Raw genomic sequence first — 26492 nt, forward strand, 5'->3', positions numbered from 1 at the left:
CGCGATGGCCAGTCTCGCCACATGGATGCGTACGATGCGCACGGGCCTTGTCCTGCTGCGCCACGACGCCTTGATCCCCAGGGAGGTTTCGCACCTCCTGCCGCCGATCCCGCGTTTCCTGGCCGGTGTCTTGCGCGCGATCTTCGCCCGCAAGGAAAAGCTGCGGCCGGGCGAGCGCTATGCCCTGGCGTTTCACGACCTCGGTCCGGCCTTCATCAAGCTGGGCCAGATCCTGTCGACGCGCGGCGACATCTTCGGCCGCCAGTTCATCGCCGATCTGAGCCACCTGAAGGACAAGCTGCCGGCCTTCTCGCAGGCCGTCGCCGAAGCCACGGTCGTCGAGTCGCTGGGCAAGCCGATCGACGCCATCTTCGCGGACTTCGGCGGCGTGCTGGGCGCCGCCTCGATCGCCCAGGCGCACGAAGCCGTGCTCCTCGACGGCCGCAAGGTCGCGGTCAAGATCCTGCGCCCGCATATCGAAGAGATCATCGCCGCCGACATCGCCATGCTGACCCTGTCGGCGCGGCTGGTCCATATCTTCGTGCCCCTGTCGCGCCGGCTGGAACCCGAGGCGTTCGTCGCCACGGTGGCGCAGTCGCTGCTGCTTGAGCTCGACCTGCGCCTGGAAGCGTCGGCGTGCGACGAGATCGGCAATATCATCAATGCCGAACCCTATATGCGCGCGCCAAAAGTCGTGTGGCACCAGGTGTCGCGCCGCGTCATCGTCACCGAATGGGCCGACGGCACGCCCCTGTCCAGCCCCGAAGCGCTGGAACTGCCCGGCCTCGACCACAAGGAAACGGCGGACAACCTGATCCGCGCCTTCCTGTCGCAGGCGCTCGACCACGGCGTCTTCCACGCCGACCTGCACGAGGGCAACCTGTTCGTCCAGGCTCCGGCCCAGCTGATCGCCATCGATTTCGGCATTATCGGCCGCCTGCGCCCGCAGGAGCGGCGCTATCTGGCCGAAATGCTGTGGGGCTTCCTGCGCCGCGACTACAAGCGCGTCGCCGAGGTCCATTTCGAGGCCGGCTACGTGCCCGGCCACCAGAATGTCGAGTCCTTCGCCCAGGCCCTGCGCGCCGTCGGCGAGCCTGTACTGGGCCAGAAGGCGACTGAGGTCTCCATGGGCCGGCTGCTGACCCAGCTGTTCGAGATCACCGCGCAATTCGACATGCATCTGCGCCCCGAGCTGGTCCTGCTGCAAAAGACCATGGTCAGCGTCGAAGGCGTGGCGCGCCGCATCTATCCCGAGCACGACCTGTGGGAAGCCGCGCGCCCGGTCGTCAAGGCGTGGATTTCGCGCGAGCTGTCGCCGCTGAACGAAGCCAAACGTTTGCTCGAAAAGCTGATCAAAAGGCTCGATGAGCCGGCGGCCGTGCCCGTCGCGATCCCGGCCGACGCGGACACCCTGCGCGCCGAACTGCGCCATAGCCGCACGGTCGGCTATGTGGCGCTGCTGATCTCGCTGCTCGGCCTTGGCGTCATGGTCTGGCTGGCGCTGCGATAAGGTCCTTGCGGACGAAAGCCTCGATGCCTTCGTAGCGCTGCCTTTGCGCCGGTGTCAGGGTGTCCTTGGCCAGCGGCGCGTAATCCTGCATCAGGCTGTGCGTTTGCGGATCGGCGTCGATCCAGCCCGGCCAGTTGAACGGCCCCAGGCCCACCAGCACGATATCCGGGCGCTTCATCAGGTCGCGATTGGCGACCGTCCGGTCATAGGCCAGCCAGGCCTTGAGCTTCGCCTTGCGCGCCGGATCGGCCGTACGTTGCAAGAGATAGTTGGCATTGGCAGTGATCCAGCGGCTGGAATAGGTGCCGACCCAGGTGCCGTGCGTCTCAGTTGTAATCGGATGGCCGGGCGTCAGGTCGAACGAGATCGACATGACGGTCGGATGCTTCACCGCCGCCCGGATCGGCGCGACAACGCCACCGCCGCCATAGCCGAAGCCCGCGAAATAGCTGAGGTGGGCAAGGGCCGCGATCGCGGCGGCGATCGCCGGCACGCGCTGCTTCGGGTCGCCCGAGGTCAGGGCGGGCACGACCGCCTGCGGGATCGCCATCAGCATCAGCGCCACCGCCGGATAGGCATGGTAGGGCCAATTACGCCCCTGGACGATCATGACCAGCAGGAAACCCGCCGAGGCCGCGACCAGCACGCCCGTCACCGAATCGAACAGGCGCCGGCGAATGGCCAGGTACAAACAGATGGCCGACAGCGCCCACATGATCGGCTTGAACGAGATCAGCACCTCGTTGAGCGGCAGGCGCATCGGCTGATAGAGGTCGACCAGCAGCGGCACGACCTCCTGTGCATAGGCCGGGATGAAGTGCGCCACCAGCAGGGCATAGGCGCCGAGCATGGTCCCGGCGATGAGGGCTTCCGGCGCCAGCAGGCTCAGCGGATTGCGGCGTTTGACGGCGATAAACAGATAGGGCGCGGCAACGCCGAGGGCGAAATAGGGCTTGATCATCGGCGCCAGGCCCGCCAGTCCGCCGGCCAGCACGATCAGCGGCCATGCGACGGCTGCTCCGCCCGCCCGGCGGATCGCCACGCCATAGAGCGGCAGGAGCAGGACCAGGGCAACGTGTTCGCGCTCCCCGAAGGCCGACAAGGGCGCGACCAGAACAGCGAAGAGGACGCTGGCCAGCAGGACATTCGACCCGTCCCTAACCAGCCGGTGAAACAGCCAGGCCGACGCCGTACCCGCCGCCAGCAACATGGCGGTAAACACGCCTTCCGCCGGCAGGCCGGTCAGGCGCTCGACCACCGTCGCCGGCAGGTAGATGAAGATGGCCATGGGCGGGTTGGTTTCGACAATGTCCTTGTAGAGGCGCGCGCCATCGAGGAAACGGCGGCAATTGCTGACCAGCCAGTCGATATTGGCGTCGATCGGCACCAGGCAGCGGATCACGACCGCCAGCGCTATGATCGCCAGCGGCAATACACGCGCATCGATTTTCAGGGTTCGGCCGTCAGCGCTCATGGCCGGGACAGTGGCCGAAAGCGGTTACCATCCCATAAACCTTATCCGGCATCGTCGTCGCGGCCGGCAGCCTTTGCGGCCTCGATGTCCTTCTGCTTGTCCCAGTAGGCCCTGCCTTCGTCCGGGCGGAAGACGGTGCGCGGCGCGCCCTTTTTCGTCATGACGGCAAAGACATTGCCTTTCCCATCGTAGAACAGCGTATCGCCGTTCCTGCGCTTCAGCGTCTCGGTACCCGGCGGCGGTGTGTGCACGAAGGCGTGCGCCATGGCGACATATTGCTCATAGCTTTTGGCGCCGAATTCGGGACCGTGCTTTTCGAACTGGTAGTGGGCATTGTCGTCTGCGGAATATTTGCGGTTCGACGACCACAGCGGCCAGTCGCCATAGGCGCTGTCGCTGATGTCCGCCTTCATGCCGGTCTTGAGCGCGGTACCGTAGTGTGGCGCATCCGTATGATCGTGGGCCGGCGCGGCGGCCAACGCCGGTTCTGGTTCAGGCGGCGCGCCATCGATCACCGCCATCGACGCTTCGGCATCGGCGCGGGGTGCGGCGGCAACGGCCTGCGGCGACGGTTTGGCATTGTCCGACACACCCTTGCCGTCGCCGTCGTGGACCACGGCCGACGGCCCGGCGTCGCAGCCCGCCAGGACCAGCATCATCGCGACACATGCGATCCGCAATTCTTTCATGATCCGGCCCCCGTCCCTTGCCTCATCCTACCGATCTATGACACAAGCCGCTCAAACGGAAGAGCCCAATGGACCCAAAGCGCATACTGCTCATCGTCGGCGGCGGCATCGCGGCCTACAAGTCGCTGGAACTGATCCGCCTGATCAAGAAGGCGGGAATGGACGTCCGGGTCGTGCTGACGCGCGCGGCACAAGAGTTCGTCACACCGCTCAGCGCCGCCGCCCTGTCGGGCGACAAGGTCTATACCGACCTGTTCGACCTGACCGACGAAACCGAAATGGGTCATATCATGCTGTCGCGCCAGGCCGACCTGGTCGTCGTCGCGCCCGCCACCGCCGACCTGATGGCCAAGGCCACGCAAGGCATGGCCAACGACCTGGCCTCGACGCTTTTGCTGGCCACAGACAAGCCCGTGCTCATGGCGCCGGCGATGAATGTGCGCATGTGGCACCATGCCGCCACGCAACGCAACCTGGCGCAACTGAAGGTCGACGGCGTGTCGTTCGTCGGGCCTGAGGAAGGCGACATGGCCTGCGGCGAGTTCGGCCTTGGGCGCCTGAGCGAACCCGAGGCCATCCTGGCGGCTATTCTGGGGCGCATCGGCCATTCCGGCGCATTGAACGGGCGCAAGGTCGTCATCACCGCCGGGCCGACCTTCGAGCCGCTCGACCCCGTGCGCGGCCTGACCAACCGGTCGTCCGGCCGCCAGGGCTACGCCATCGCCGAACGGCTGGCGCGCGAAGGCGCAGAGGTCGTCCTGGTGTCGGGCCCCGTGGCGTTACCGACTCCGCCGGGTGTACGCCGCGTCGACGTCGAGAGCGCGCAAGACATGTTCGACGCCGTCCACGCCGAACTGCCGGCCGACATCTTTGTCGGTGTCGCCGCCGTCGCCGACTGGCGGCCGAAAGAGGCCGCGACGGAAAAGCAGAAGAAGACCGCCGAGCCCGAAATGACGGTCACCTTCGTCAAGAATCCCGACATCCTCGAGGCCGTGTCGAAGCACCTCGAGATGCGCCCACGTGTCGTCATCGGCTTCGCCGCCGAAACCGGTTCGCTGGAGGACTATGCCAAGGCGAAGCTGGCGTCCAAGGGCTGCGACGCCATCGTCGCCAACAATGTCTCCGAAGGCGTCTTCGGCTCGGCGCACAACAGCGCGACCCTGCTCGACCTCAGCGGCTTTACCCCCATTCCCGGCGACACCAAGACGGCCGTCGCCGATTTCCTTGCCGACTACATCCAGAAGAAACTTTAATGTCCGAACCCGAGATCACCGCCCACGTCATTCAATTGCCGAACGCCGAAGGCCTGCCCTTGCCGGCTTATGAGACCCATGGCTCGGCCGGCCTGGACCTGCGCGCGGCGATTGCCGATGGCGAGGAACTGGTCATGAAGCCGCTCGGCCGCGCGCTGGTGCCGACCGGCCTCAAGGTCGCGGTGCCGCACGGCTATGAGCTGCAGGTGCGTCCGCGCTCGGGCCTGGCGCTCAAGTTCGGCATCACCTGCCTGAACTCGCCCGGCACCGTCGATTCCGACTATCGCGGCGAAGTCGGCGTCATCCTGGTCAATCTGGGTTCGGAGGATTTCGTGATTCGCCGCGGCGACCGGATCGCCCAGGCCGTGGTCGCCCGCCACGCCCGGATCGTCTGGGAACAGACGGAATCGCTCGAATCGACCGCCCGCGGTGAAGGCGGCTTCGGTTCCACTGGACGCTAATATAACCTTGTTTTCGTTTTATATTTCTCCCCTCAGGTGAAATTCACTCGCCTAACGACACACATATGTGATCATATAACCACATTATCTCACTTCACTGGCACAGCGAAGCACTGCACCGTTCCACCTCTACGGTCCGTATCGATTTTTAACGGCCCGTCCCTGTCCTTGGGAGGCAGGTGCCGGCCCTTGGTCTCCGGGCCGGCAGGATTGGTGCTTGTAACGCGCATCCGCGGCAAAAGCGGAGCGCCAGTGAAAGACTGAGTATATGGGCGAGTTTACGCAATTTCTCTGGGCCATGGTGGATTCCACGCGGGCGGCCCTGATCGGATTGAACCTGGTTCCCGTGATCGTGTTCGGACTGTTCGTCGGCATGATCTTCAGGCGCGGTCGAAGCTGGCTGAAGGCGCCGCTGGCCGTCATACCTGCCCTGATCGTCGCCGGCCTGTGGCCGGTGATCTACGGCGCGGACGCCATCTGGCCCGACTTCAACCAGATCGAGACCGGCATCCAGACCCTTGTCCTGTATGGCGTGGCCTGGGCCATCGTCGCTGGCGTAGGCTTTGTCAAACGCCTGATGAGCCCCATCGACCTGCGCCGTCCGCCGGTCATCGTCCCCATCATCTCGGAAAGTTGATCCCCCACAAGGTTAACGCCTGTTCATCTTCGGTTCATCATGGTTCATGAAGACTAGGGGCAGGGTTCAGGGGGCTGTTTGGTCGCGTATGCGTAAACGTATCCAGCCATAAGGGAACAAGCTTCATGAACGATATCTGGAATTCCGCCCTGTCCTTCGGCGATCTGCTTCAGGATTCCCTGGCGGCCGTCAACCTCCTGATGGTGCTGATCGTCAGCCTCCTCATCGGTCTCTTCCAGCCCAAGAGCGACAAGCCCGCCCTCAAGGCCTTCCTGGCCGTCGCCGTCGTCTACGCCATCCGCCTGGTGCTGCCGGCCCTTTCCGGGCACCGCGTCGCGCCCCTGCCCGACCTGCGTCACCTCGGCCCGATCGTGCAGTTGCTTCTGATGTATTTCTTCGCTTACGGCGTCATCGCGGCGCTGGGCAGCTTCAAGACCACGATGAAGTTCGAGGCCAAGAAAGCCTGAGACGGCGTCGTCAAACCCTAAAATTCAGGGCGGCGTTCCAACCGGAGTGCCGCCCTTAATTTATCAGAAGCCGAGCACGTCCTGCATGTCGTACAGGCCGGCTTTCTGCGTGCGGCCCCACAGCGCCGCCTGGATGGCCCCGCGTGCAAACAGCGTCCTGTCGCGCGCGCTGTGCGACAGGGTGATGATTTCGTCCTCGCTGGCGACGATCGCCGAATGCTCGCCGACGATACCGCCGGCGCGCACCACCGAAAACCCGATATCGCCGACGCCGCGCGGACCGGTAATGCCGTCGCGCGCCGTCACCTTGACGTCATTCAGCCGGACGCCGCGCCCGAACGCCGCGGCTTCACCCAGCAACAGCGCCGTACCGGAAGGCGCATCGACCTTGCGGCGGTGATGGCCTTCGGTGATTTCGACATCCCATTCCTCGGCTTCGAGACGCGCCGTGACCTGCTTGAGCAGCCCGGCCAGCAGGTTGATGCCCAGCGAATAGTTGCCCGAACGGATGATGACGACGCGTTCGGCAAATTGCGGAATGCGCGCGATCTGTTCGTCGGTGAAGCCGGTCGACCCGATGACATGGACCAGGGGCTTGGGACGGCTCAGGCCCTCGTTGGCGCAGGCCTCGAGCAGGGCCAGCGACGCTTCCGGCGTCGAGAAGTCGATCACCGCGTCGGCCTTAACCAGGTTCGGCAGCTCGCCCTTGTCGAACTTCGACGCCACCGGCAGTTTGCGGTCCTCGAGCACGCGCAGGACGGCCTGGCCCATACGGCCCTTGTAGCCATTGACGGCGAAACGAAATGCGGAAGCGGTAGCCATGACGGACCCCTTGATTGGACTGAGCTTCCGATAAGGGTTTGAAACCAGAGCGTCAAAGGCAAATGCAAAAGGAAGCGCATGGAACCGCAAGACATTCGAAATGCGCGGCCCGCAGCTTGGCTCGGCGCAACGTCTGGGTCGCTGCCACTTGCGAAAATTATACCCTCAAAAGATGCATCAAAATGACTAAAGATGTCATTTTTGCACTTTAACGATCACATTTGCAATTGAAAGACGATTGAAGTGCGGTATCCATATAGTGTCTTTGGACAATTCAATTAAAATCAATCAAGAGGAAACACAAAATGCTCAAATCTTACCGCACGCTTCGCAAGCTGCTCGTCGCGGCCGGCGTGGCCGGCACTGTCGCATTTATGGCGGGGACGGCCTCGGCCTATACGATAGAAGATTACAACGAAGCGCTCGCCCAGCAAGCCTATGCACAAATGGAAATCGAGACCTGGACGGATCAGGAACACGAGGACGGTGTCCAGCTTACGATTATCGAGAACAATATCAGCATGTCCGAAAATCAGTGCGGGGAAGATCCGGATTGTTTTCCACGATGGGAAGAAGAACGCGCCTATTATGAAAGCATGTACCAGGAATCCATGGACGAGGACCGGGATTTCGCCGACGCCGCGCGTTCCGACTACCTGTATTGGACTGATCAGGTCAATGCCATCCGGGAAGCCCTGGGCCTGACCTGACCTCAACGGCGTATTTGACAAAAGAAAGGCCGCCAGATCACTGGCGGCCTTTCGAATGTCGGCGGACGACGCTGCGGCTACTGCGCAGCGGCGCCGGTAATGTCGTCCCAGAAACGCCTGGCCTTGCCCATGAAACCCTGGCTTTGGGCGTAGGTCTGGGCCTGCGAGATTTCGGCGAATTCGCGCATCAGTTCCTTCTGGCGCACCGTCAGGTTCTTCGGCGTTTCGACGAACAGCTCGACGATCAGGTCGCCCTTGGCCCGCGAATTGAGGCCCGGCATGCCGCGGCCCTTCAGCTTGACCTTGTGGTTGGTCTGGGCGCCCTCGGGGATATTGACCTCCAGCTTGCACTGGCCGTCGCAGTTCTCGCCGCCCATCAGGCAGGGCACTTCCATGACGCCGCCCAGGACCGCCGTTTCCATCGGCACGGGGATGGTGCAGTGGAGATCGAGCCCGTCGCGTTCGAAGATGTCGTGTTCGGCCACGCCGAGGAAGATATAGAGGTCGCCCTTCGGCCCGCCCTTGGCGCCCGCCTGGCCTTCACCCTTGAGCAGGATGCGCGCGCCGTCATCGACGCCGGCAGGGATATGGACGTTCAGCGTCTTGTTCTGGCGGACCTGACCGTGGCCGTGGCAGGCGCTGCACGCGTCCTTGATCGTCTGGCCCTGGCCGTTGCAGCTCGGGCAGGTGCGTTCGACGGCGAAGAAGCCGTTCGAGGCGCGGACGCGGCCGGCGCCGCCGCAGGTCTGGCAGGTCTGGGGACGCGTGCCGGGCTTGGCGCCCGAGCCGGAGCAGACTTCACAGGTCATGGTGGTCGGGATGTTGATCTCGACCTCGGCGCCCTTGTAGGCCTGTTCCAGCGTGATTTCGTAGTCGAAGCGGACATCGGCGCCGCGCTGCGGGCCCGACGGCCGGCGCTGCTGGCCGAAGATGTCGCCGAACATTTCCGAGAAGATGTCTTCGACGTTCGAGAAGCCTTGCGCACTACCGCCGAAGCCGCCGCCAAACCCGCCGCCGGCCGATTGGCCGTTCATGCCGGCATGGCCGTAACGGTCGTAGGCCGCGCGCTTTTGCGCATCGGACAGGACGCTATAGGCTTCGTTGACTTCCTTGAAGCGCGCCTCGGCGTGCGGGTCGCCCTGGTTGCGGTCGGGATGGTGCTCCATCGCCTTCTTGCGGAAAGCGGATTTCAGCGCCCCGTCATCGACGGACCGTTCGACCTCCAGCACTTCGTAATAGCAACGCTTGCTCATTGTACTCGCCCCGATGACGACCGACGCTTCACACCCGCCGTTATAACGGCCAAAGTACCAGAAACTGTTTTCCGGCGGGTTAGCGGCCGTCTGGCCATTGTTTTGAATTGTTGAATTTTCGTTTTCGCGAACCTTAAGGTCGGCGACGGCAAGGAGTCAAACCTTGCCGTCGCACCTTCATCGCGTTTTGGCACCGCCGGAAGATCCAAAATCAGGGTTCCGGCGGTCATGGCAAGGGCCTCAGGCGCTCTTCTTGCCGTCGTCGACTTCCTCGAACTCGGCATCGACAACACCGTCATCCTCGGCCGCTTCACCGGCCTCGCCGGCTTCACCGCCGCCTTGGCCGTACATGGCTTCACCAAGCTTCATCGACGCCTGGATCAGGGTCTGGCTCTTGGCGCGGATGTCTTCGGCGTCTTCGCCGTCCTTTGCCGACTTCAGGTCTTCAAGCGCGGTTTCGATCGCCGTCTTGTCGGCGGCCGGAACCTTGTCGCCGAATTCCTTCAGCGACTTTTCGGTCGAATGGACCAGTGCGTCGGCCTGGTTGCGGGCTTCGATCAGCGCCTTGCGCTTTTCGTCGTCCGCCTTGTTGGCTTCGGCGTCCTTGACCATCTGCTCGATATCGGCATCCGAAAGACCGCCATTGGCCTGGATGCGGATCGAGTGCTCCTTGTTCGTCGCCTTGTCCTTGGCGTGGACGTTGACGATGCCGTTGGCGTCGATGTCGAAGGTGACTTCGATCTGCGGCACGCCGCGCGGCGCCGGCGGGATGCCGACAAGGTCGAACTGACCTAGGAGCTTGTTGTCGCCGGCCATCGGACGTTCGCCCTGGAAGCAGCGGATGGTCACGGCCGACTGGTTGTCGTCGGCGGTCGAGAACACCTGGCTCTTCTTGGTCGGGATCGTCGTGTTGCGTTCGATCAGCGGGGTGAACACGCCACCGAGCGTTTCGATGCCGAGCGTCAACGGGGTGACGTCGAGCAGCAGCACGTCCTTGACGTCGCCCTGCAGAACGCCGGCCTGGACGGCAGCACCCAGCGCCACGACTTCGTCCGGGTTGACGCCCTTGTGCGGCTCGCGGCCGAAGAAGGTCTTAACCGCGTCGATAACCTTGGGCATGCGGGTCATGCCGCCGACCAGGACGACTTCGTCGATGTCCGAAGCCTTGAGGCCGGCATCTTTCAGCGCCTGCTGGCAGGGGCCGATCGTCTTCGAGATCAGGTCTTCGACCAGGCTTTCCAGCTTGGCGCGGGTCAGCTTGAGGTTCAGGTGCAGCGGACCCGAGGCGTTCATCGAGATGAACGGCAGGTTCAGGTCGTATTGCGCCGTCGTCGACAGTTCCTTCTTGGCCTTTTCCGCCTCTTCCTTGAGGCGTTGCAGGGCCAGCTTGTCGGAACGCAGATCGACGCCGTTCTCTTTCTTGAACTCGTCGGCCAAGTAATCGACGATGCGCATGTCGAAGTCTTCACCACCCAGGAAGGTGTCGCCGTTGGTCGACTTCACTTCGAAGACGCCGTCGCCGATTTCGAGGATCGAGACGTCGAAGGTGCCGCCGCCAAGGTCATAAACGGCGATCTTCTTGCCGTCGTTCTTTTCGAGACCATAGGCCAGGGCCGCCGCGGTCGGCTCGTTGATGATGCGCAGGACTTCCAGGCCCGCGATGCGGCCGGCGTCCTTGGTGGCCTGACGCTGGGCGTCGTTGAAGTAGGCCGGAACCGTGATGACGGCCTGGGTGACGGTTTCGCCGAGATAGGCTTCGGCCGATTCCTTCATCTTTTGCAGGATGAAGGCCGAGACCTGCTGCGGCGAATAGTCCTTGCCGTGGGCCTTGACCCAGGCGTCGCCGTTCGGGCCCTTGCTGATTTCGAAGGGCACCATGCCCTTGTCCTTCTGCACCATCGGATCGTTGTACGTGCGGCCGATCAGGCGCTTGATGGCGAAGAAGGTGTTGGACGGGTTGGTCACGGCCTGGCGCTTGGCAGGCTGGCCGACCAGGCGTTCGCTGTCATCCACGATGGCGACGACCGACGGGGTCGTGCGTACGCCTTCGGCGTTTTCGATGACCTTCGGATTCTTGCCGTCCATGACGGCCACGCAGGAGTTGGTCGTCCCTAAGTCGATACCGATGATTTTAGCCATGGGTCTGAATTCTGCTCCGTTGAGGCGAATGGTTTTGGCAGCCTTATGAAGAAAGCACCGCGCTTGTCCATCCCCGATGAGGTTAAATTGTTACTTTGACCGATTGTGACCGACTTGGGACACACCCGGCTTCAGTCCGGGATATGGGAAATCCCGCATGGGCCGCAAGGGTATTGCGCGATTTTTTACGGACGGGGCATTCCGCCGCGACAGGGCCGCTTGTCACACGACGTGAAAACATTAAAACCACGGAGTCAGGTGGGCAGACAAGGACAGACACATGGACACGATCGTCAACATTACCCGCCCGGAAGGGTCCGAACCCGCCGACTTTCACCTGAACCGCCGTGCCCTGTCGGGCCTGTTCTTCGCCGGCTACGCCCTGTCGGCCGGCACCGCGACGGCGCAGGCCATCACCACCGACACGGACGGCCTGTTCGCCAAAAACATCACCATCGCGCCGCTGAGCGACGAAGGCGCCTACCAGATCCCGGCCTATGTCGCCATGCCGGCCAAGCCCGGCAGGCATCCGGTCATCATCGTCGTATCGGAAATCTTCGGCCTGCACGATTATATCCGCGACATCTGCCGGCGCTTCGCCAAGCAGGGCTATGCGGCCCTCGCGCTCGACTTCTTCGCGCGCAAGGGCAATGCCGCAGCGCTTTCCAATATCGACCAGGTCCGCCCGCTGGTCGAGGCCGCGACCTATCCGCAGGTAATGAACGACATCAAGGCGGCTTTGAAATGGCTGGCCAATCCCACCGATATCGGCCAGCCGCACGGCATGTTCGGCGGCAAGGGCTTTGCCGACATGGCCCGCGTCGGCATTACCGGCTATTGCTGGGGCGGCACGCCGGTGTGGATGGCCGCGGCGACCCTGCCTGAAATCAAGGCCGGCGTCGCCTGGTACGGCCGTCTTGAGCGCCCGGCCAGGGACCAGTTCCTGGGGGCCGAAGACCGTCCGTGGCCGATGGACATCGCCGCCACGCTGGAAAAGCCGGTGCTGGGACTCTATGCCGACCACGACCAGGGCATTCCGGTGGCCAGCGTCCAGCGCATGAACGACGCCCTTGCAGCGGCAAAAAAGACGCCGTCGCACATTATCGTGCTCGACAACACCCAGCACGCCTTCTTCGCCGACTATCGCCCGAGCTACAATCCGGACGCATCGAAGATCGCCTGGGCCGACTGCCTCGACTGGTTCAAAAAGTACCTGTAAAAAACCCGGGCTTTTCAGCCCTGGTTCCAGAATTTACTTGGCCAGAATTTACTTGGCCAGAATTTACTTGGTCTGCAGCTCTTTCTTGAAGGCCTCGAGGCTGAGCGGCCGGCCGAGGAAGTTCTCGATCAGCACATTGGCGTCCTGCGAGCCGCCCGGTTCCAGCACCAGCTTGCGGTAGCGCATGGCGGTCTGCGGATTGCGCATGCCGTCGGCCTGGAACTTCGTGAACAGGTCGAGTGCGATCGCCTTGGACCAGACATAGGTGTAGTAGATCGCCGAATAGCCGTTCAGATGCCCGAACGCTGCATAGGAATGGGTACCCGGCATGGGCGGGAACATCGAATAGCGCGCGATCTGTTCGTCATAGGTCGACGCCAGGTCGAAGTCCGGCTTGCGGTCATAGAAGTTGAGCGACACCGCCGAATAGGCCAGCTGGCCCTTCCACATGGTCGGCTCGCCGAAGTGACGGCCGGCATTCATCTTTTTCACAAGCGCTTCCGGAATAGGCTCGCCCTTGTCGTTCGAGGCAAAGCCCTTGAGCGTGTCGTAGTTCCAGGTCCATTCCTCCAGCAGCTGCGACGGCGCTTCGATGAAGTCCCATTGCAGGGCGCCCATCGACTGCGTGCCGTACTGCGTATGGCCCGAATACATGTCGTGGATCAGGTGGCCGAACTCATGCAGGAAGGTCGTGACGTCACCGTGATCCATCGGTCCGGTCGCCGGGAAGTTGGTGACCAGGGCGCCGACCGGCACCTGGCGGCCTTCGACGCCGGTGCGGATCGGGAACTGGGCGGCATGGTTGTACTTGCCCGCGCGCGGGCTGAGGTCGAGATAGAAGCGGCCGACCAGACGGTTTCCGTCATACAGCTCCCAGGCCGTGACGTCGGGGCTCCATACCTTGGTGTTCCATGGCCGGATGTCGGCGCCGAACAGGTCGTGGACGAGGGCGAAGATACCGGAGCGGCTCTTGGACAGGGTGAAGTACTGGCGCACCTCGGCGGCGTCGACATCATACTTGGCCTTGCGCAGCTTGTTCGACATGTACGAATTGTCGTAGCGCTCAAGCCGTTCGATCGACGGGTCGAGCGTCCTGGCGAAGGCCAGCAGCTCGGCATTTTCGGCATCGGCGCCCGGCTTGGCGGCCGCATTGACGTCGTCGAGGAATTTCGCCGCGCGCTCTGGCGAACCGATCATCTTGTCGGCGGTGATCAGGTGCGCGTAGTCGGGATAGCCCAGCACCTGGGCCAGCTCATAGCGCTTTTCCAGCAGGGTCTTCAGCGCCGCGTCATTGGCCGGCCAGCCGCGGTTGGAATAACCGGCCAGCACCTTCTTGCGCGTCTCGCGGATGTCGGCGAAGTCGAACACCGGAATGACATCGGGGTAGTCGTAGGTAATATGCACCAGTCCGTCGGCACCCGGCTTGTGGGCGTCGATATAGTCCTGCGGCAGGCCCTTCAGCTCCTCGGGCTTGAGCGCGATGTCGCCCTTGTCGTCGCGGATGTTCTTTTCGAACAGGATGCCCGCTTCGGTGATCTCGGTATTGAGCGCCTTGACCCTGGCGCGCGTGTCGTCGTCCTTGTCGACGCCACTGAGGCGATAATTGGTCAGCTGCTTTTTCAGCGTAAAGGCGGTCTTGGCGTCCAGGCCCTTGGCCGGGATCGCCGCCAGGCGGTCGTAGATCGGCCGTGAAAGGCCGATCGCCGTGCCGAGGTCCGAGAGCCTGGGCAGACAGGCTTCGGCGGCATCGCGGACTTCCTTGACCGTGCTGGTCTGCGACACCAGGTACATTTCGTTGTTGGCGTCGCCGACGATCAGGTTGAGCGTGTCGTAGGACTTGTAATCGCCGGCGATGGTCGCTGCGCCTTTACGCGCTTCCAGTGCCTTTTCGGCCTTGGTGCCCAGCGCCAGGGCAGCGTCGCAGCGGGCCGTGATCGCGGCCGGCGAGGTTTCGGTGACCGGCAACTGGGCCAGGAAGGCATTGGCTTCGGCATCGAGCGGCGAAACCGCCGGCTTGGCTTTCGGTGCCGCATAGGCGGAGGCGGCGGTCCCGGCCAGCAGGACAGCGGCAAGAGTAAGGCGGAGGCGATTGGACATGGAGTGCCCCTTCATTTCAGGAAGCGGCGAGTTAAGCACAATTGTAACAATTGGCAACCGGGCAAGGCCGGCGTTTGGCAGCACTCGCTGTCAGTTGCTGTTAATTATTTGTAATTAAACAGTTTTTAACAGAAAATAACTTGAAGTCCAGCACCATTTTGTTACGCTGACCAGCCTCTGTTGAGGAGTAGCCTATGCGTGTTTCGCCAGAGTTCGAGCGCCAGATGCGCGGGTACGGCATGACCACCGCGCACATTCTCTATCACATGCCCGATTTCCATTCGGTCCTGCAAACCTATGTCTGGCAGGACTACGATATCGCCCCGGACTTTCCGGCGCTGAAGAAGTTTCTCGATTTCTGGGAGGCCCATCTCGACGGGCCGCTGCATTCGGTCCGCTACGCGCACAAGTCGCTGATCGGACCCAGCGAATGGCGGGCCATCGACGGCGAATTCCACCTGCACTGACCGCGTCAGCGCAAGGCCAGCCAGGCCATCCCGGCGGCAATCGCCACCATTATGATCAGGGCGGCAAGCATGGGCAGCAACCGCTTGCGCGGGCTGCGCGGCCTGTTGTGATTGTGCGGGCCTGAGCCCCCCTCGTGTGCAAGACGCAATCGGGACATGCCGACGGTCTCCATCCCCTGTTTTCAATAGCTACGGCGGGAATAGGCCCGCCCCGGAATCCCGTCAAGAGTGTCGTCTGTGAAATATTTCAGACACGAAAAAAGCCTCCGGCACAACCGGAGGCTTTTCGGCAATCAAAGGGCGGGTCAGGCCTGGGTGTCGATCCGGTCGCCGGCGTCTTCACCCGAGGCGTCATAGCCGTTCTTTGCAGCGTTTTGGGCCGGCTGGGAGGCCGCCGCCGTCTTGGCCGCCACGGCGACCATGGCCGGGCGGATGACGCGGCCGAACAGCTCGTAACCGGCCTGCATGACCATGATGACGCCGCCGCCTTCGACCTCGGTCGACGGCTGCTCCATCACCGCCTGGTGCAGGTTCGGGTCGAAGCGGTCGCCCTTGAGCGGCGCGATCTTCTTGACGCCGTTCTTTTCGAAGGCGCCCGCCAGTTCCTTTTCCGTCATGTCGATGCCGGCCACGAAGTTCTTGAACGCGGGGTCTGCGATGTCGGCCGGAACCGACGACAGGGCGCGGCTCAGCACGTCGGCGACGTTGAGCAGGCTGGTGGCGAAACGCTGGATGCCGTAGGCGCGGGCATCGTTCGATTCGCGCTCGGCGCGGCGCTTCACGTTCTCGACCTCGGCGGCGTAGCGCATGGCCTGTTCCTTGAGCTGCGCGTTTTCGGCCTGCAGCTCTTCCAGCGCCTTGTTGAGCAGGGCGGTGCCGTCCTCTTCCAGGTTGCTTTCAGGCGTGCCGGTATCTTCGCTCATATCAAAGTCGTCCTTACATCACGGGCAAAGGCCCCTAATCGAGGAGCCGGCCCAATAGCTTTGCGGTATAGTCCACAAGTGGGATGATACGTGCGTAATTCAACCGGGTGGGCCCGATGATGCCGATGGCGCCGACCACCCTGGGTCCGCCCGTCCGGCTTTCACGCATCATGTAGGGCGCTGCAATAACAGCCGAGCCCGACAAAGAAAACAGTTTCGATTCGGCGCCGATGAAAATTCTGACGCCCTGGGCGTCCATGACGTCGTCGAGCAGGTCGATCAGCTCTTCCTTTTGCTCGAGATCGTCGAACAGCGAGCGTACCCGTTCCAGGTCCTCCAGCGTCTCGGCGCCTTCCAGCAGGTTGGAGCGGCCACGCACGATCAAGGCGCGTTTTTCCTGGTCGCCGCCCGACCAGACGGCCAGTCCGGCTTCGATCAGCGCCGCGGCCGCCTCATCCAGACGCAGGCGTTCCGTGTCGAGTTCCGCCTTGAGCAGCGTCCTGGCCTCGCCCAGGGTGCGGCCCTTCAGCCGCGCATTGAGATAGTTCGACGCCTCCATCAGCACGGACGGCGTCGTGCCTGGTGCCAGCGGCATCAGGCGGTTTTCGACGCGGCCGTCGTCATAGACCAGCACGGCCAGCGCCTGGTCGATGCCCAGCGAAATGAATTCGACGTGCTTGACCCCCGATTCGAAGACCGGCGTCATGACCAGGCCCGCGCCCCCGGCCAGGCCCGACAACAGGTTGCCGGCTTCGTGGAGCGCCGCGTCGAAGGTCCGGCCCTTGGCCATCAGCCGCGCCTCGATATCCTGCTTGGCGTTTTCGCTGAGGTCGCCGATTTCGAGCAGGCCATCGACGAACAGGCGCAGGCCCTGGTGGGTCGGCAGGCGGCCGGCCGAGATATGCGGCGCCGACAACAGGCCCAGCGCCGACAGGTCCTGCATGGTGTTGCGGATCGAGGCCGGCGACAGGTGCACGCCGCCGCGCGACAGGGTGCGCGAGCCCACGGGCTCACCGGTTTCGAGATAGGTTTCGACGATCTGGCGAAAGACTTCGCGCGCACGCTCATCGAGCTCGCTCAGCGGCGCGGCGGAATTCATCAGGCTTTGAAAACGCGGAGAGTGACGCATGCGCCCCATATGGTCTTGACGAAGCTATTTTACAAAAGACAGGCGATTCCGCCAAGGTTTAAAGAACGCATGGCTTCCTTATTGCATCCGGCGTCACAAGCTTGCAAAACTTCCATCTTATGGATGCCGTCATGACCCGTATCGCCCTGCCCGCCGCCCTCCTTGCCGCGACCTGTGCGCTTGGCGCCTGTTCGATGGCCCCGGCCTCATCCTCGTCCCTGGCCTCGACCGGCTATCACCCCAAATACCTGCCGGCGGCCGACGTCATCGCCGCCAGCGAAAAGAGCGGGAAATTCGGGGGCGCCACCTATATCTGCGGCGACCGTGACTGCGCCACCGCCATCCGCGCGGATTAGTCCAAACTTAGCCACAAACGCCGGTAATATCGTCCCCCATAACAACCTTTATGGGGGCAGATATGAAACGAACCCTGGCGATCCTCGCCGCCGCCGGCCTGGCCTTGGGCGGTTGCGCCGATCTCGACCGCATGGGCAAGCCGGCGACCGACTATGACGGTCCCGACAAATCCGGTCCGCCGCCCCATTGTGCAAAGCCCCAGGACCCGCCCAAGGGCGACCATCCCAGTACGCCGTCACCGTCCGAAAAGGATGCAAACGAAACCTGTCGCGGTCTCTGAAAGTAAAGGGTTTTCACGGGTCCAGTAAGCTGTTAGGCAGGCGGCACCGTCCCCCTGATCCAGAGCCGTCATGTCCCAGTTCGAAGCCCTTTCCGCCCTCAAGACCATCCGTCCCTCGAACCGCAAACCCGATCAGCTGCGCGACGTGGTGATCGAAACCGGCGTGACGCGTTACGCCGAAGGGTCGTGCATGGTCAGCTTCGGCCACACCAAGGTCCTGGTCACCGCCTCGCTGGAACAGGGCGTGCCGTCCTTCCTCAAGGGCAAGGGCCAGGGCTGGGTCACCGCCGAATACGGCATGCTGCCGCGCTCGACCCACACGCGTTCGCGCCGCGAAGCGGCTGCCGGCAAGCAATCGGGCCGCACCCAGGAAATCCAGCGCCTGATCGGCCGCTCGATGCGCGCCATCATCGACCTGAAGGCGCTCGGCGAACGCCAGATCACGCTCGACTGCGACGTCATCCAGGCCGACGGCGGCACGCGTACCGCTTCGATCACCGGCGCCTGGGTGGCGCTCAGCATGGCGTGCGACAAGCTGGTAGCGGACAAGGTCATCGAATCGAGCCCGATCATCGACCAGGTCGCGGCGATTTCGTGCGGCGTCTTCGAGAACACGCCGGTGCTCGACCTCGACTACGACGAGGACTCCAACGCCGAAACCGACGCCAACTTCGTCATCACCGGCAACGGTCATTCGGTCGAGATCCAGGCGACGGGTGAAAAACGCGGCTTTTCGCGCGACGAATTCAACGCCCTGTTCGATCTGGCGCACGCCGGCTGCAAGACCCTGTTCGAGCTGCAGAACAAGGCGCTCGGCCGTTAATTCGGTTCGTCTTCGCTATATTCCAGGATATCGCCGGGCGTGCACGACAGCGCCCGGCAAAGGCAATCGAGCGTCCGTAAGCGCAGCGCCATGGCGCCCTGGTCGCGCAGAACCTCGAGGTCGCGCACGGTGATGCCTGTACGGTCGGACAGCTCCACGATCGACAGGCGCTTGCGCGCCAGCATGTCTGCCAGGCGGATGCGGATCATATGGTCAGGTCCGCTTCCTGGCGCAGGCGCGCGCCTTCCTTGAAGATTTCGGCCAGGACGAAGACCACCAGCACCGAGAACCACGCCGTCACCGCGCGCAGGCCGTAACCCTGGTCGAGGCGCACATGCATCACGTGCTCCATGAAGGCGCGGCCGACATAGCTGAGGATTTCGAGACCGGCCAGGCCGAAGCCGATCCAGCGCAGGCGCCGTGTATTGTCCGGATGGAAGGCGTCGCCGGCGGCCAGGGTCGAAAACACCTGGCGCGTCAGGTGCGTCACCAGCAGATAGCCGCCAAGCGACAGAGCAAAGGCAAGCATCATCAGGGCTTCCATACCCGACGACATGTCGGCCGACAGGTCGAAGCGGCGCACCATTTCGGCGGCCATGTTCGGCATGACCAGCAGGGCGACCGCCGCCAGGACCACCACCACCAGAAGGCTCAGCAAACCGTAATAGACGACGTCGAGCGCGGTCTTGAGCAGGCTTGAGATCGAACGCGGGCCGAGGAAGCGCATAGGGGGTCCGGAGCGGTGAAGGACGGTCCTTCATCCCATAAATCGCAGGCTTCGCACAACGGCTCTTTTCATTTGCCGTGCCTCGGTTACAAGACGGCCCGAATAAGGAGCCGTCATGAGCCTGTCGCTGATCCCCGGTCAAAAGCTGATCGCCGCCACCCACAATCCGGGCAAGGCGGTCGAAATCGCCGCCATCCTGAACGGCCGCTTCGAAATTGTGACCGCCGGCAGCCTCGACCTGCCGGAGCCCGAAGAGACCGAAACCACCTTTGTCGGCAACGCCATACTGAAAGCCCGCCACGCGGCACTGCGCGCCGGCATGGTGGCGCTGGCCGACGATTCGGGCCTGAGCATCGCGGCGCTGAACGGCGATCCCGGTGTCTACAGCGCGCGCTGGGCGGGGCCCGACAAGGATTTCACCCGCGCCGCCGAGGTCATCTGGCACAAGATGGACGTCGCCCGTGAGCAGCAGGGCGACGCCTTCACCACGGCCGCCTGGTTCACCTGCGCCCTGGCCGTCGCCTGGCCGGAAGGCCATGCCTGCGTCTTCGAAGGCCGCATCGACGGCACGCTGGTCAAGCCGCGCGGCGCCAAGGGCTTCGGCTACGATCCGATCTTCCAACCCGAAGGCTTCGAGACCACCTTCGCCGAAATGGACGCCGACGCCAAGGACGCCATCAGCCACCGCAGCCGCGCCTTCGCGCAGCTGAAGGCGGCGCTCATTGACTGAGCCCGTCAGCCTTTACGTCCACTGGCCGTACTGCGCGCGCATCTGTCCCTATTGCGATTTCAACGTCACGCGCGACCGCGGCCAGGCGATCCAGCGCACCCTGTTCGACGCCATCCTGACCGACCTGCGCACCCAGGCCGAAGCGATCGGCCCAAGGCGGCTGGCAAGCGTCTTTTTCGGCGGCGGCACGCCATCATTGCTGCCGCCGGAGTGGGTCGCGGACCTGGTCGCCGAGGCACGCAGGCTCTTTCCAGCCGCGGAGCCGATCGAAATCACGCTGGAAGCCAATCCGACCGACGCCGAGATCGGCCGCTATCGCGCCTTTCATCAGACCGGCATCAATCGCCTGTCGCTGGGCGTGCAGTCGCTGGACGACGACGCGTTGAAATTCCTCGGCCGCAACCATTCCGCCGCCGAAGCCAGACGCGGCATCGAAACCGCGCAAGGCGCGTTCGGCCGCGTGTCGCTCGACCTGATCTACGCCCTGCCCGGCCAGTCCGCCGAAGCCTGGCGCAAGGCGTTGACGGACGCCGCGGCGCTCGGCGTCGAACATATCTCGCCGTATCAGCTGACCATCGAATCCGGCACGGCGTTCGGCCGCGCGGTCCGCCGCAAGCTGTGGGCGCCGCCAGACGAAGAGACAGCCGAAGCCTTCTATTTCGCCACGCAGGACACGCTGGAACGTTCAGGCTTTGAAGCCTACGAGGTGTCGAACCACGCGCGCGGCCCCGCCGCGCGGTCGCAGCACAATGTGCTGATCTGGGAAGGCGTCGACTATATCGGCGTCGGGCCGGGCGCTCATGGCCGCCTGACGAAGGCCGGCATCCGCCACGCCACGACAGCGCTCAGCGATCTTAAAACCTATATTGCCCGCGTGAACGAGACGGGCACCGGCCACGACAGCGAAGCGCTGAACGCCATCGAAGCCCAGGAAGAAGCCGCCATGCTGGGCCTGCGCCTGATCGAAGGGCTGGACCTTGCCCGTACGCCCGACCTGGGCCTTGGCACTCGCGCCGCGCCCCTGATCGCCGACGGTTTCATGGCGATCGATGGCAACCGCCTGCGTGCCACGGCAAAAGGCCGGGTCGTGCTGGACAGGCTGCTGTTCGAACTCCTATCATAGGCGCCGGAGACTTTTATTCATGACCAGAACCGGCCTTATCGCCTACATCATCGCCTTCGCCGTCGCCGTGGCCCTGTTCGCCGCCAATGCGCTCGGCCTGTTCAAGGACATTCCGCACGGCTTCCAGATCGCCGTCGTCGTCTTTGCCGTCGTCTGGGTCGCGGCGCGCATCGTGCTCGGCCGCATGGGCCACCTCAAGGGCGGACGCGGCCGGACGCGGCCGGATCAATGACAGAGGCCTTCTTCGCCCCGCCGCCGCGGCCCGTCACGCCCGGCCTCTACGTCGTGGCCACGCCGATCGGGAACCTGCGCGACATCACGCTGCGCGCGCTCGACGTCCTGCGCGCCGCCGATGTGGTGCTGGCCGAGGACACACGCGTCGCCGCCAAGCTGCTGTCGGCCTACGACCTGAAAAAGCCCTTGCTGCGCTATGACGACCATGCGGGTCCGGCGGTCCTGCCGGAAATCATCGAGCGCCTGCACGCCGGCCAGGTCGTAGCGCAGATATCGGACGCCGGCACGCCGCTGATATCCGACCCGGGCTTCCGCCTGGTCGAGGTGGCGCGCGAAACCGGCGTCAACGTCCATCCGATTCCCGGCGCGTCTTCCGTATTGGCGGCGCTGTGCCTGGCGGGCCTGCCGACCGACCGCTTCCTGTTCGCCGGCTTCGTGCCGAACAAACAATCGGCGCGCCAGACCTTTTTCGGGGACTTCATCACGCAAAACGCCACGCTGGTCTTCTTCGAAACCGGCCCGCGACTGCATGAGTCCCTGACGGACATGCTCGCCGTCTTGGGCGACCGCGAAGCCTGCGTCTGCCGCGAACTGACCAAGCTTTATGAGAATGCCTATCGCGGCACCCTGTCGGCCCTCGCCGCCGACCCGCACCTGCAGGAACCCAAGGGCGAGATCGTCATCGTCGTGGCGCCGGCGCCCGAGGAAAAGCCGTCAGTCGACTCGCTCGACGACGCGCTGAAACTGGCGCTGGAACACTATTCTCCGTCCGACGCGGCAAAGCAGCTGGCCCAGGTGTTCGGCATTCCGCGCAAGGTCATCTATGAAAAGGCCCTGGCGCTAAAGAGCCATGACCGTGGATAGAGCCGCCGCCCGGTCGGCACGCGGCAAAAAGGCGCGCCGGCGCGGGCGGATGCTGGAATATGTCGCCCTGGTCCACCTGATGCTGAAGGGTTATCGCATCCTGGGGTTTCGCCTTCCCATGCCGCAAGGCGAGATCGACATCCTGGCGCAGAAGGGCAAACGCCTGGCCGTGATCGAGGTCAAGTCGCGCGGCGATGCCGACGCCGCCCTGACAGCCGTGACGGCGATCCAGCAGGACCGGCTGTGGGAAGCGGGGCTGGCGCTTCAGGAAACCCGCCCGCAGCTGGCGGCGCTCGATCTCAATATCGATCTCTATACGCTCACGCCCGGCCGATGGCCGCGCCACACCAAAAACGCCTTCGAAAAGATAGAGCGGTTTTAGCCTTGCGCCGCCCCCTCCCGCACCGCATATGAGCGGGGCAAAATTCTGAGAGGTTTCCCATGCCGCTGCGCGTCGCCGTCCAGATGGACCCGATCGAGAAGATCAATATCGGCGGGGATACGACCTTTCTGCTGATGATGGCGGCGCAGCGGCGCGGACACCAGCTGTTCGTCTACGAACCCCGCCACCTGACCCTGCTCGACGGCAAGCCCTTCGCCCGCGCCCGGCCCGTCTCCCTGCGCGAAGTCAAGGGCGACCACGTCACGGCCGGCGACTATCAGGACCTCGACCTGTCGAAGGATGTCGACGTCATCCTGATGCGCCAAGATCCGCCCTTCGACATCGCCTACATCACCGCCACCTACTTCCTGGAAGTCGTCCACCCGAAGACGCTGGTCGTCAACAATCCGACCAGCGTTCGCGACGCCCCGGAAAAACTGCTGGCGACGCGTTTCCCCGGCCTGCAACCGCCGACCATCATCTCGTCCGACTACGAAGCCCTGCACGCCTTCTTCGAAGAGCACGGCGACTGCATCCTGAAGCCCCTGCACGGCGCCGCCGGCAACGGTATCATCAAGCTCAAGGCCGGCGACCGCAATCTCGACGCCCTCGTCGAATTGATGGGCAGCATCAGCCGCGAACCGGTCATCCTGCAAAAGTTCATCCCGGCGGTCAGCGCCGGCGACAAGCGCATCATCCTGATCGACGGTGAGATCGTCGGCGGCATCAACCGGGTGCCCGAAGAGGGCGCGGTGCGCTCGAACCTGCGCGTCGGCGGGCGGGCGGAAAAACTGGTCCTGACCGACCGCGACCGCGAGATCTGCGAGACGCTGAAGCCGGTGCTGAAAGAAAAGGGCTTGATGTTCGTCGGCATCGACGTTATCGGCGACTACCTGACCGAGATCAACGTCACCTCGCCCACCGGCGCGGTCCAGATGAAGGCCTTCGAAGGCATTGACGCCGGCGACGCTTTGTGGGATCGCATCGAGGAAACCCGCCGTTCGGCCGGTTGAGTTGCCTTTACGGCAACTCGGGATATACGCGAAATTTTGCACATTTTTCCGAAGTTTCCCCCGCGTTAACTTTTTAATTCCTCATAAGTTCATTTTTCGTTCTTGATTTGTATTTTGTCCCGCCCTAGGGTGTGGATAATTTCGAGTCATTAGGAAGTAATGTCCGACGATTCGAGTGGCCTTCACGCGGATCAGGGGGATTCATGCCGGCGCGAGTGACGACGATCGCTTTCGAAGGCGCCGAGGTGCGCAGGATCGAGGCCGAGGTCGTCCTGACGAAGGGGCATGTCGCCTTCCAGGTGGTCGGATTGGGCGACAAGGCCGTCGCCGAAAGCCGCGAGCGGGTGCGCGGTGCCTTTGCCGGCATCGGGCTCGGCATTCCGAACCAGCGGATCGTCGCCAACCTGTCGCCGGCCGACATGCCCAAGGAAGGCACCCACTACGACCTGCCCATCATGCTGGCCCTGATGGTGGTGATGAACCTGATCCCGCAGGATGCGCTCGACAGCTATGTCTGCGTCGGCGAGATGAAGCTGGACGGCCGGATCGCGGCCATTGCCGGCGCCCTTGCCCGCGGCGATCGCCGCCAATGGCTGGGGCATGGGGCTGATCTGCCCGCACGACAACGGGCCCGAAGCCATGTGGGGCGGCAACGACACCGTGCTGGCGCCGAAATCGATCATCGCGCTGATCAACCATTTCAAGGGCACGGCCATTCTGGAGCGGCCCGTGCGCGGCGAGCTGGCGGCCGGAGCACAGCCCTTCGACCTGCGCGAGGTCAAAGGCCAGGAAGTGCCCAAGCGCGCCCTGGAAGTCGCGGCGGCCGGCGGTCACAATCTGCTGTTCGTCGGCCCGCCGGGCTCGGGAAAGTCGATGCTGGCGCAACGCATGCCCGGCATATTGCCGCCGATGAGCTCGCACGAACTGCTCGAAACCTCGCAGATCTGGTCGATGGCCGGCCTGATCGCCAAGGGCGAGCTGACGCGCGAACGGCCGTTCCGCGCGCCGCACCATTCCGCCTCCATGGCCGCCCTGACTGGCGGCGGCATGCGCGCCAAGCCGGGCGAAGTCTCGCTGGCGCACAACGGCGTGCTCTTCCTGGACGAATTGCCGGAATTTTCGCCGCAAGCGCTCGATGCGCTCAGGCAACCCCTTGAAACCAACGAAGTCGTCGTCGCCCGCGCCAACCACCACATCAGGTATCCTGCGCGGGTCCAGCTGATATCGGCGATGAATCCGTGCAAGTGCGGCTACGGCGGCGTCGGAAAAGGGGCGTGCGGCAAGGCGCCGCGTTGCCTGCGCGACTACCAGGGCCGGGTATCGGGACCGCTGATCGACCGCATCGACCTCCAGATCGACGTGCCGCCGGTCACCGCCGCCGACCTGGCCCTGCCGGCGCCGGCCGAAGGCAGCGCCGAGGTCGCCGCCCGCGTCGCCGTGGCGCGGAAAATCCAGTCGGACCGGGCCGAAGCCCTGAACCTGCCAGCCGGCAACGCGCTTAACGCCACGGCCTACGGGTCGGGACTGGAAGCCATCGCGGTTCTCGATCCGGCGGCCAAGGCGCTGTTGACCCAGGCAGCCGAACGCAACGGGCTGACGGCACGGGGCTGGACGCGGACGCTCCGGCTGGCGCGGACGATCGCCGATCTCGAACAGTCGCCGAACGTCCTGCGCCGCCATATCGCCGAAGCCCTGATCTATCGCCGGACGACCGCGCCGGAGACAGGCGCGGTCACCAGCCTGCAGATTTAGGCCGGCAGGCGCTTGTCGTAATCGGCCTTGAGGCGGGCCCAGCCATCCCAGAACGGCGCCGGATTGCGGCCTTCGAGGCGCGCCGCCATGATGTCGAGGTGCATGTGCCAGCCGGCGCTGACGCTGAGCAGGTAACCGCGGTTCGGGACGCCGCTGTGCGTCAGGGTCAGCAGGACCTGGTCGCCCCTGGCGGTCAGTTCGAACGTTACGCCGCCCGACTCGCTCCAGGTGATGGCCAGCTTGTGCGGCGGATCGTACACGACAACGCGGCCTTCCATGCGGTGCTCCTCCCCGAAGCCGTCGGGACGGCGGCCCGGCGGATCGGTCAGTTCGTCATTGCGCCAGATGAATTCGAAGGCGCCGTCAGTCTTCATTTCCATCGGTCCGGCGGCCAGCCACAGGCGTCGCAGGCTTCCGTCGGTCAGATAGTTCCAGATGCGGTCGATGGGTCCGGGCAGCAGGCGCTCGATCTTCAGCGTCTTCGGTTCGGTCAGCACGCCGTAGGCGTCAGCGGTGGCAAGTCCGGTCATTGGTCTTCTCCTTTGGGATTCAACGGATTTGAAGTTTTCGCGGCGTCTTCCTCGCGAAGCAGCCGTTCGAGCACATCCAGACGGCTGTTCCAGAAGCGCTCATAGACACTCAGCCACTGATGGGCCGTGGCCAGCGGGCCGGGATCGAGACTGCACAGGTGCGTGCGTCCCCGGACCTGGCGGCGGATCAGGCCGGCGACTTCGAGCACCTTGATGTGCTTGGACGCCGCCGCCAGCGTAATCGAAAAGGGCTCAGCCAGTTGGCTGACCGTCCGTTCACCGCCGGTGAGGTCACGCAGCATCTGCCGCCGCGTGGCATCGCCCAGGGCATGGAAAACGGAATTGAGTTGGGGTGTTTCATGTTCAACCATGTGGTTGAATGTAGATCGCCGACTTTTTATTGTCAACCATTTGGTTGAATAATTTT

At 63.8% G+C, this 26492-nt stretch carries 30 protein-coding genes and 1 pseudogene; 18 read left to right on the forward strand and 13 right to left on the reverse strand.

The features are described 5' to 3' along the window. The first annotated feature begins 4 nt into the window (after positions 1–4). On the forward strand, positions 5–1510 hold the full coding sequence (gene ubiB, locus AB8717_RS18800; RefSeq protein ID WP_443748851.1) for a 2-polyprenylphenol 6-hydroxylase: 1506 nt from the start codon (positions 5–7) through the stop codon (positions 1508–1510). Here the strand turns inward: ubiB and AB8717_RS18805 are convergent. Both AB8717_RS18805 and AB8717_RS18810 read right to left on the reverse strand, forming a co-directional pair. Next, entirely contained in the window at positions 1485–2984 is a 1500-nt protein-coding gene (locus AB8717_RS18805) for a hypothetical protein (protein WP_443748852.1), read from the reverse strand. The two genes, ubiB and AB8717_RS18805, sit on opposite strands and share 26 nt — an antisense overlap. A 41-nt stretch (positions 2985–3025) precedes the next feature. Then, positions 3026–3673 (reverse strand): hypothetical protein, encoded by a 648-nt coding sequence (locus tag AB8717_RS18810; protein ID WP_443748853.1) that lies wholly within the window; start codon positions 3671–3673, stop codon positions 3026–3028. Between the two features lie 68 nt (positions 3674–3741). On the opposite strand from AB8717_RS18810, the gene coaBC reads away from it, so the two are divergent. The 4 genes from coaBC to AB8717_RS18830 all read left to right on the forward strand — a co-directional run bounded on the left by coaBC (position 3742) and on the right by AB8717_RS18830 (position 6491). Further along, entirely contained in the window at positions 3742–4926 is a 1185-nt protein-coding gene (coaBC, locus tag AB8717_RS18815) for a bifunctional phosphopantothenoylcysteine decarboxylase/phosphopantothenate--cysteine ligase CoaBC (RefSeq protein WP_443748854.1), read from the forward strand. Next, positions 4926–5387: a dUTP diphosphatase gene (gene dut, locus AB8717_RS18820; RefSeq protein WP_443748855.1), complete on the forward strand. Its 462-nt coding sequence runs from the start codon at positions 4926–4928 to the stop codon at positions 5385–5387. Before coaBC ends, dut begins: the two co-directional genes overlap by 1 nt. Before the next feature lie 268 nt (positions 5388–5655). After that, positions 5656–6024, forward strand: a complete 369-nt coding sequence (locus AB8717_RS18825) for a hypothetical protein (protein ID WP_443748856.1) — start codon at positions 5656–5658, stop codon at positions 6022–6024. 125 nt (positions 6025–6149) lie between these two features. Beyond that, positions 6150–6491: a hypothetical protein gene (locus tag AB8717_RS18830; RefSeq protein ID WP_443748857.1), complete on the forward strand. Its 342-nt coding sequence runs from the start codon at positions 6150–6152 to the stop codon at positions 6489–6491. A 63-nt stretch (positions 6492–6554) separates the two neighbouring features. Here AB8717_RS18830 and dapB read toward each other — a convergent pair whose 3' ends face one another. Beyond that, on the reverse strand, positions 6555–7313 hold the full coding sequence (dapB, locus tag AB8717_RS18835; protein ID WP_443748858.1) for a 4-hydroxy-tetrahydrodipicolinate reductase: 759 nt from the start codon (positions 7311–7313) through the stop codon (positions 6555–6557). Positions 7314–7618: 305 nt separating this feature from the next. On the opposite strand from dapB, the gene AB8717_RS18840 reads away from it, so the two are divergent. Beyond that, positions 7619–8023 carry a hypothetical protein gene (locus tag AB8717_RS18840; RefSeq protein ID WP_443748859.1) on the forward strand — a complete coding sequence of 135 codons (405 nt, stop codon included), beginning with the start codon at positions 7619–7621 and terminating at the stop codon, positions 8021–8023. Between the two features lie 77 nt (positions 8024–8100). On the opposite strand, the gene dnaJ is transcribed toward AB8717_RS18840, so the two are convergent. Together dnaJ and dnaK are read right to left on the reverse strand one after the other, a co-directional pair. Beyond that, positions 8101–9276, reverse strand: coding sequence for a molecular chaperone DnaJ (dnaJ, locus tag AB8717_RS18845; protein ID WP_443748860.1), 1176 nt, complete (start codon positions 9274–9276; stop codon positions 8101–8103). Positions 9277–9516: 240 nt separating this feature from the next. Then, positions 9517–11415 carry a molecular chaperone DnaK gene (gene dnaK, locus AB8717_RS18850; protein WP_443748861.1) on the reverse strand — a complete coding sequence of 633 codons (1899 nt, stop codon included), beginning with the start codon at positions 11413–11415 and terminating at the stop codon, positions 9517–9519. A 280-nt stretch (positions 11416–11695) separates the two neighbouring features. Here dnaK and AB8717_RS18855 point away from each other — a divergent pair, with 280 nt between their 5' ends. Next, entirely contained in the window at positions 11696–12634 is a 939-nt protein-coding gene (locus AB8717_RS18855) for a dienelactone hydrolase family protein (RefSeq protein WP_443748862.1), read from the forward strand. Between the two features lie 63 nt (positions 12635–12697). On the opposite strand, the gene AB8717_RS18860 is transcribed toward AB8717_RS18855, so the two are convergent. Then, positions 12698–14731, reverse strand: a complete 2034-nt coding sequence (locus AB8717_RS18860) for a M3 family metallopeptidase (RefSeq protein ID WP_443748863.1) — start codon at positions 14729–14731, stop codon at positions 12698–12700. A gap of 194 nt (positions 14732–14925) precedes the next feature. On the opposite strand from AB8717_RS18860, the gene AB8717_RS18865 reads away from it, so the two are divergent. Then, positions 14926–15198 (forward strand): usg protein, encoded by a 273-nt coding sequence (locus AB8717_RS18865; RefSeq protein ID WP_443748864.1) that lies wholly within the window; start codon positions 14926–14928, stop codon positions 15196–15198. Between the two features lie 5 nt (positions 15199–15203). Here the strand turns inward: AB8717_RS18865 and AB8717_RS18870 are convergent, their stop codons facing one another. From AB8717_RS18870 to hrcA, 3 genes are all read right to left on the reverse strand, one after another. Beyond that, positions 15204–15356, reverse strand: coding sequence for a hypothetical protein (locus AB8717_RS18870; RefSeq protein ID WP_443748865.1), 153 nt, complete (start codon positions 15354–15356; stop codon positions 15204–15206). Between the two features lie 147 nt (positions 15357–15503). Continuing rightward, the gene (gene grpE, locus AB8717_RS18875) at positions 15504–16121 is read right to left on the reverse strand and encodes a nucleotide exchange factor GrpE (protein ID WP_443748866.1); all 618 of its coding nucleotides are present in this window, start codon (positions 16119–16121) and stop codon (positions 15504–15506) included. A 34-nt stretch (positions 16122–16155) separates the two neighbouring features. Beyond that, a complete protein-coding gene (hrcA, locus tag AB8717_RS18880; protein ID WP_443748867.1) occupies positions 16156–17250 on the reverse strand; it encodes a heat-inducible transcriptional repressor HrcA in 1095 nt (364 codons plus the stop codon). 131 nt (positions 17251–17381) lie between these two features. Here hrcA and AB8717_RS18885 point away from each other — a divergent pair, with 131 nt between their 5' ends. From AB8717_RS18885 to rph, 3 genes are all read left to right on the forward strand, one after another. After that, a complete protein-coding gene (locus AB8717_RS18885) occupies positions 17382–17606 on the forward strand; it encodes a hypothetical protein (RefSeq protein ID WP_443748868.1) in 225 nt (74 codons plus the stop codon). A 62-nt stretch (positions 17607–17668) separates the two neighbouring features. Next, positions 17669–17887, forward strand: coding sequence for a hypothetical protein (locus AB8717_RS18890; protein WP_443748869.1), 219 nt, complete (start codon positions 17669–17671; stop codon positions 17885–17887). 106 nt (positions 17888–17993) lie between these two features. Continuing rightward, entirely contained in the window at positions 17994–18710 is a 717-nt protein-coding gene (rph, locus tag AB8717_RS18895) for a ribonuclease PH (RefSeq protein ID WP_443750923.1), read from the forward strand. On the opposite strand, the gene AB8717_RS18900 is transcribed toward rph, so the two are convergent. Together AB8717_RS18900 and AB8717_RS18905 are read right to left on the reverse strand one after the other, a co-directional pair. Further along, positions 18707–18919: a helix-turn-helix domain-containing protein gene (locus tag AB8717_RS18900; protein ID WP_443748870.1), complete on the reverse strand. Its 213-nt coding sequence runs from the start codon at positions 18917–18919 to the stop codon at positions 18707–18709. The genes rph and AB8717_RS18900 overlap by 4 nt on opposite strands. After that, positions 18916–19437, reverse strand: a complete 522-nt coding sequence (locus AB8717_RS18905; protein ID WP_443748871.1) for a DUF2975 domain-containing protein — start codon at positions 19435–19437, stop codon at positions 18916–18918. The genes AB8717_RS18900 and AB8717_RS18905 overlap by 4 nt, the downstream gene beginning before the upstream one ends. A 115-nt stretch (positions 19438–19552) precedes the next feature. Between AB8717_RS18905 and rdgB the strand changes: the two genes are divergently transcribed. The 7 genes and pseudogenes from rdgB (at position 19553) to AB8717_RS18940 (ending at position 25535) form a co-directional block, all read left to right on the forward strand. Beyond that, positions 19553–20167 (forward strand): RdgB/HAM1 family non-canonical purine NTP pyrophosphatase, encoded by a 615-nt coding sequence (gene rdgB, locus AB8717_RS18910; RefSeq protein ID WP_443748872.1) that lies wholly within the window; start codon positions 19553–19555, stop codon positions 20165–20167. After that, positions 20160–21290: a radical SAM family heme chaperone HemW gene (gene hemW / locus AB8717_RS18915; protein ID WP_443748873.1), complete on the forward strand. Its 1131-nt coding sequence runs from the start codon at positions 20160–20162 to the stop codon at positions 21288–21290. Before rdgB ends, hemW begins: the two co-directional genes overlap by 8 nt. A 19-nt stretch (positions 21291–21309) precedes the next feature. Continuing rightward, on the forward strand, positions 21310–21522 hold the full coding sequence (locus AB8717_RS18920; protein WP_443748874.1) for a hypothetical protein: 213 nt from the start codon (positions 21310–21312) through the stop codon (positions 21520–21522). Further along, positions 21519–22388 (forward strand): 16S rRNA (cytidine(1402)-2'-O)-methyltransferase, encoded by an 870-nt coding sequence (gene rsmI, locus AB8717_RS18925; protein ID WP_443748875.1) that lies wholly within the window; start codon positions 21519–21521, stop codon positions 22386–22388. Before AB8717_RS18920 ends, rsmI begins: the two co-directional genes overlap by 4 nt. Further along, entirely contained in the window at positions 22375–22770 is a 396-nt protein-coding gene (locus tag AB8717_RS18930) for a YraN family protein (protein WP_443748876.1), read from the forward strand. The genes rsmI and AB8717_RS18930 overlap by 14 nt, the downstream gene beginning before the upstream one ends. Before the next feature lie 59 nt (positions 22771–22829). Then, positions 22830–23783: a glutathione synthase gene (gshB, locus tag AB8717_RS18935; RefSeq protein WP_443748877.1), complete on the forward strand. Its 954-nt coding sequence runs from the start codon at positions 22830–22832 to the stop codon at positions 23781–23783. A 203-nt stretch (positions 23784–23986) separates the two neighbouring features. Beyond that, a pseudogene (locus tag AB8717_RS18940) lies at positions 23987–25535 on the forward strand (YifB family Mg chelatase-like AAA ATPase). On the opposite strand, the gene AB8717_RS18945 reads toward AB8717_RS18940, so the two are convergent. Both AB8717_RS18945 and AB8717_RS18950 read right to left on the reverse strand, forming a co-directional pair. Beyond that, positions 25532–26065: an SRPBCC family protein gene (locus AB8717_RS18945; protein ID WP_443748878.1), complete on the reverse strand. Its 534-nt coding sequence runs from the start codon at positions 26063–26065 to the stop codon at positions 25532–25534. The pseudogene AB8717_RS18940 and the gene AB8717_RS18945 overlap by 4 nt on opposite strands. Continuing rightward, the gene (locus AB8717_RS18950; protein ID WP_443748879.1) at positions 26062–26436 is read right to left on the reverse strand and encodes an ArsR/SmtB family transcription factor; all 375 of its coding nucleotides are present in this window, start codon (positions 26434–26436) and stop codon (positions 26062–26064) included. The genes AB8717_RS18945 and AB8717_RS18950 overlap by 4 nt, the downstream gene beginning before the upstream one ends. Between the last annotated feature and the right edge of the window lie 56 nt (positions 26437–26492).

It is taken from the genome of Asticcacaulis solisilvae (assembly GCF_052327315.1).
GTDB classification, from domain to species: Bacteria; Pseudomonadota; Alphaproteobacteria; order Caulobacterales; family Caulobacteraceae; genus Asticcacaulis; species Asticcacaulis solisilvae_B.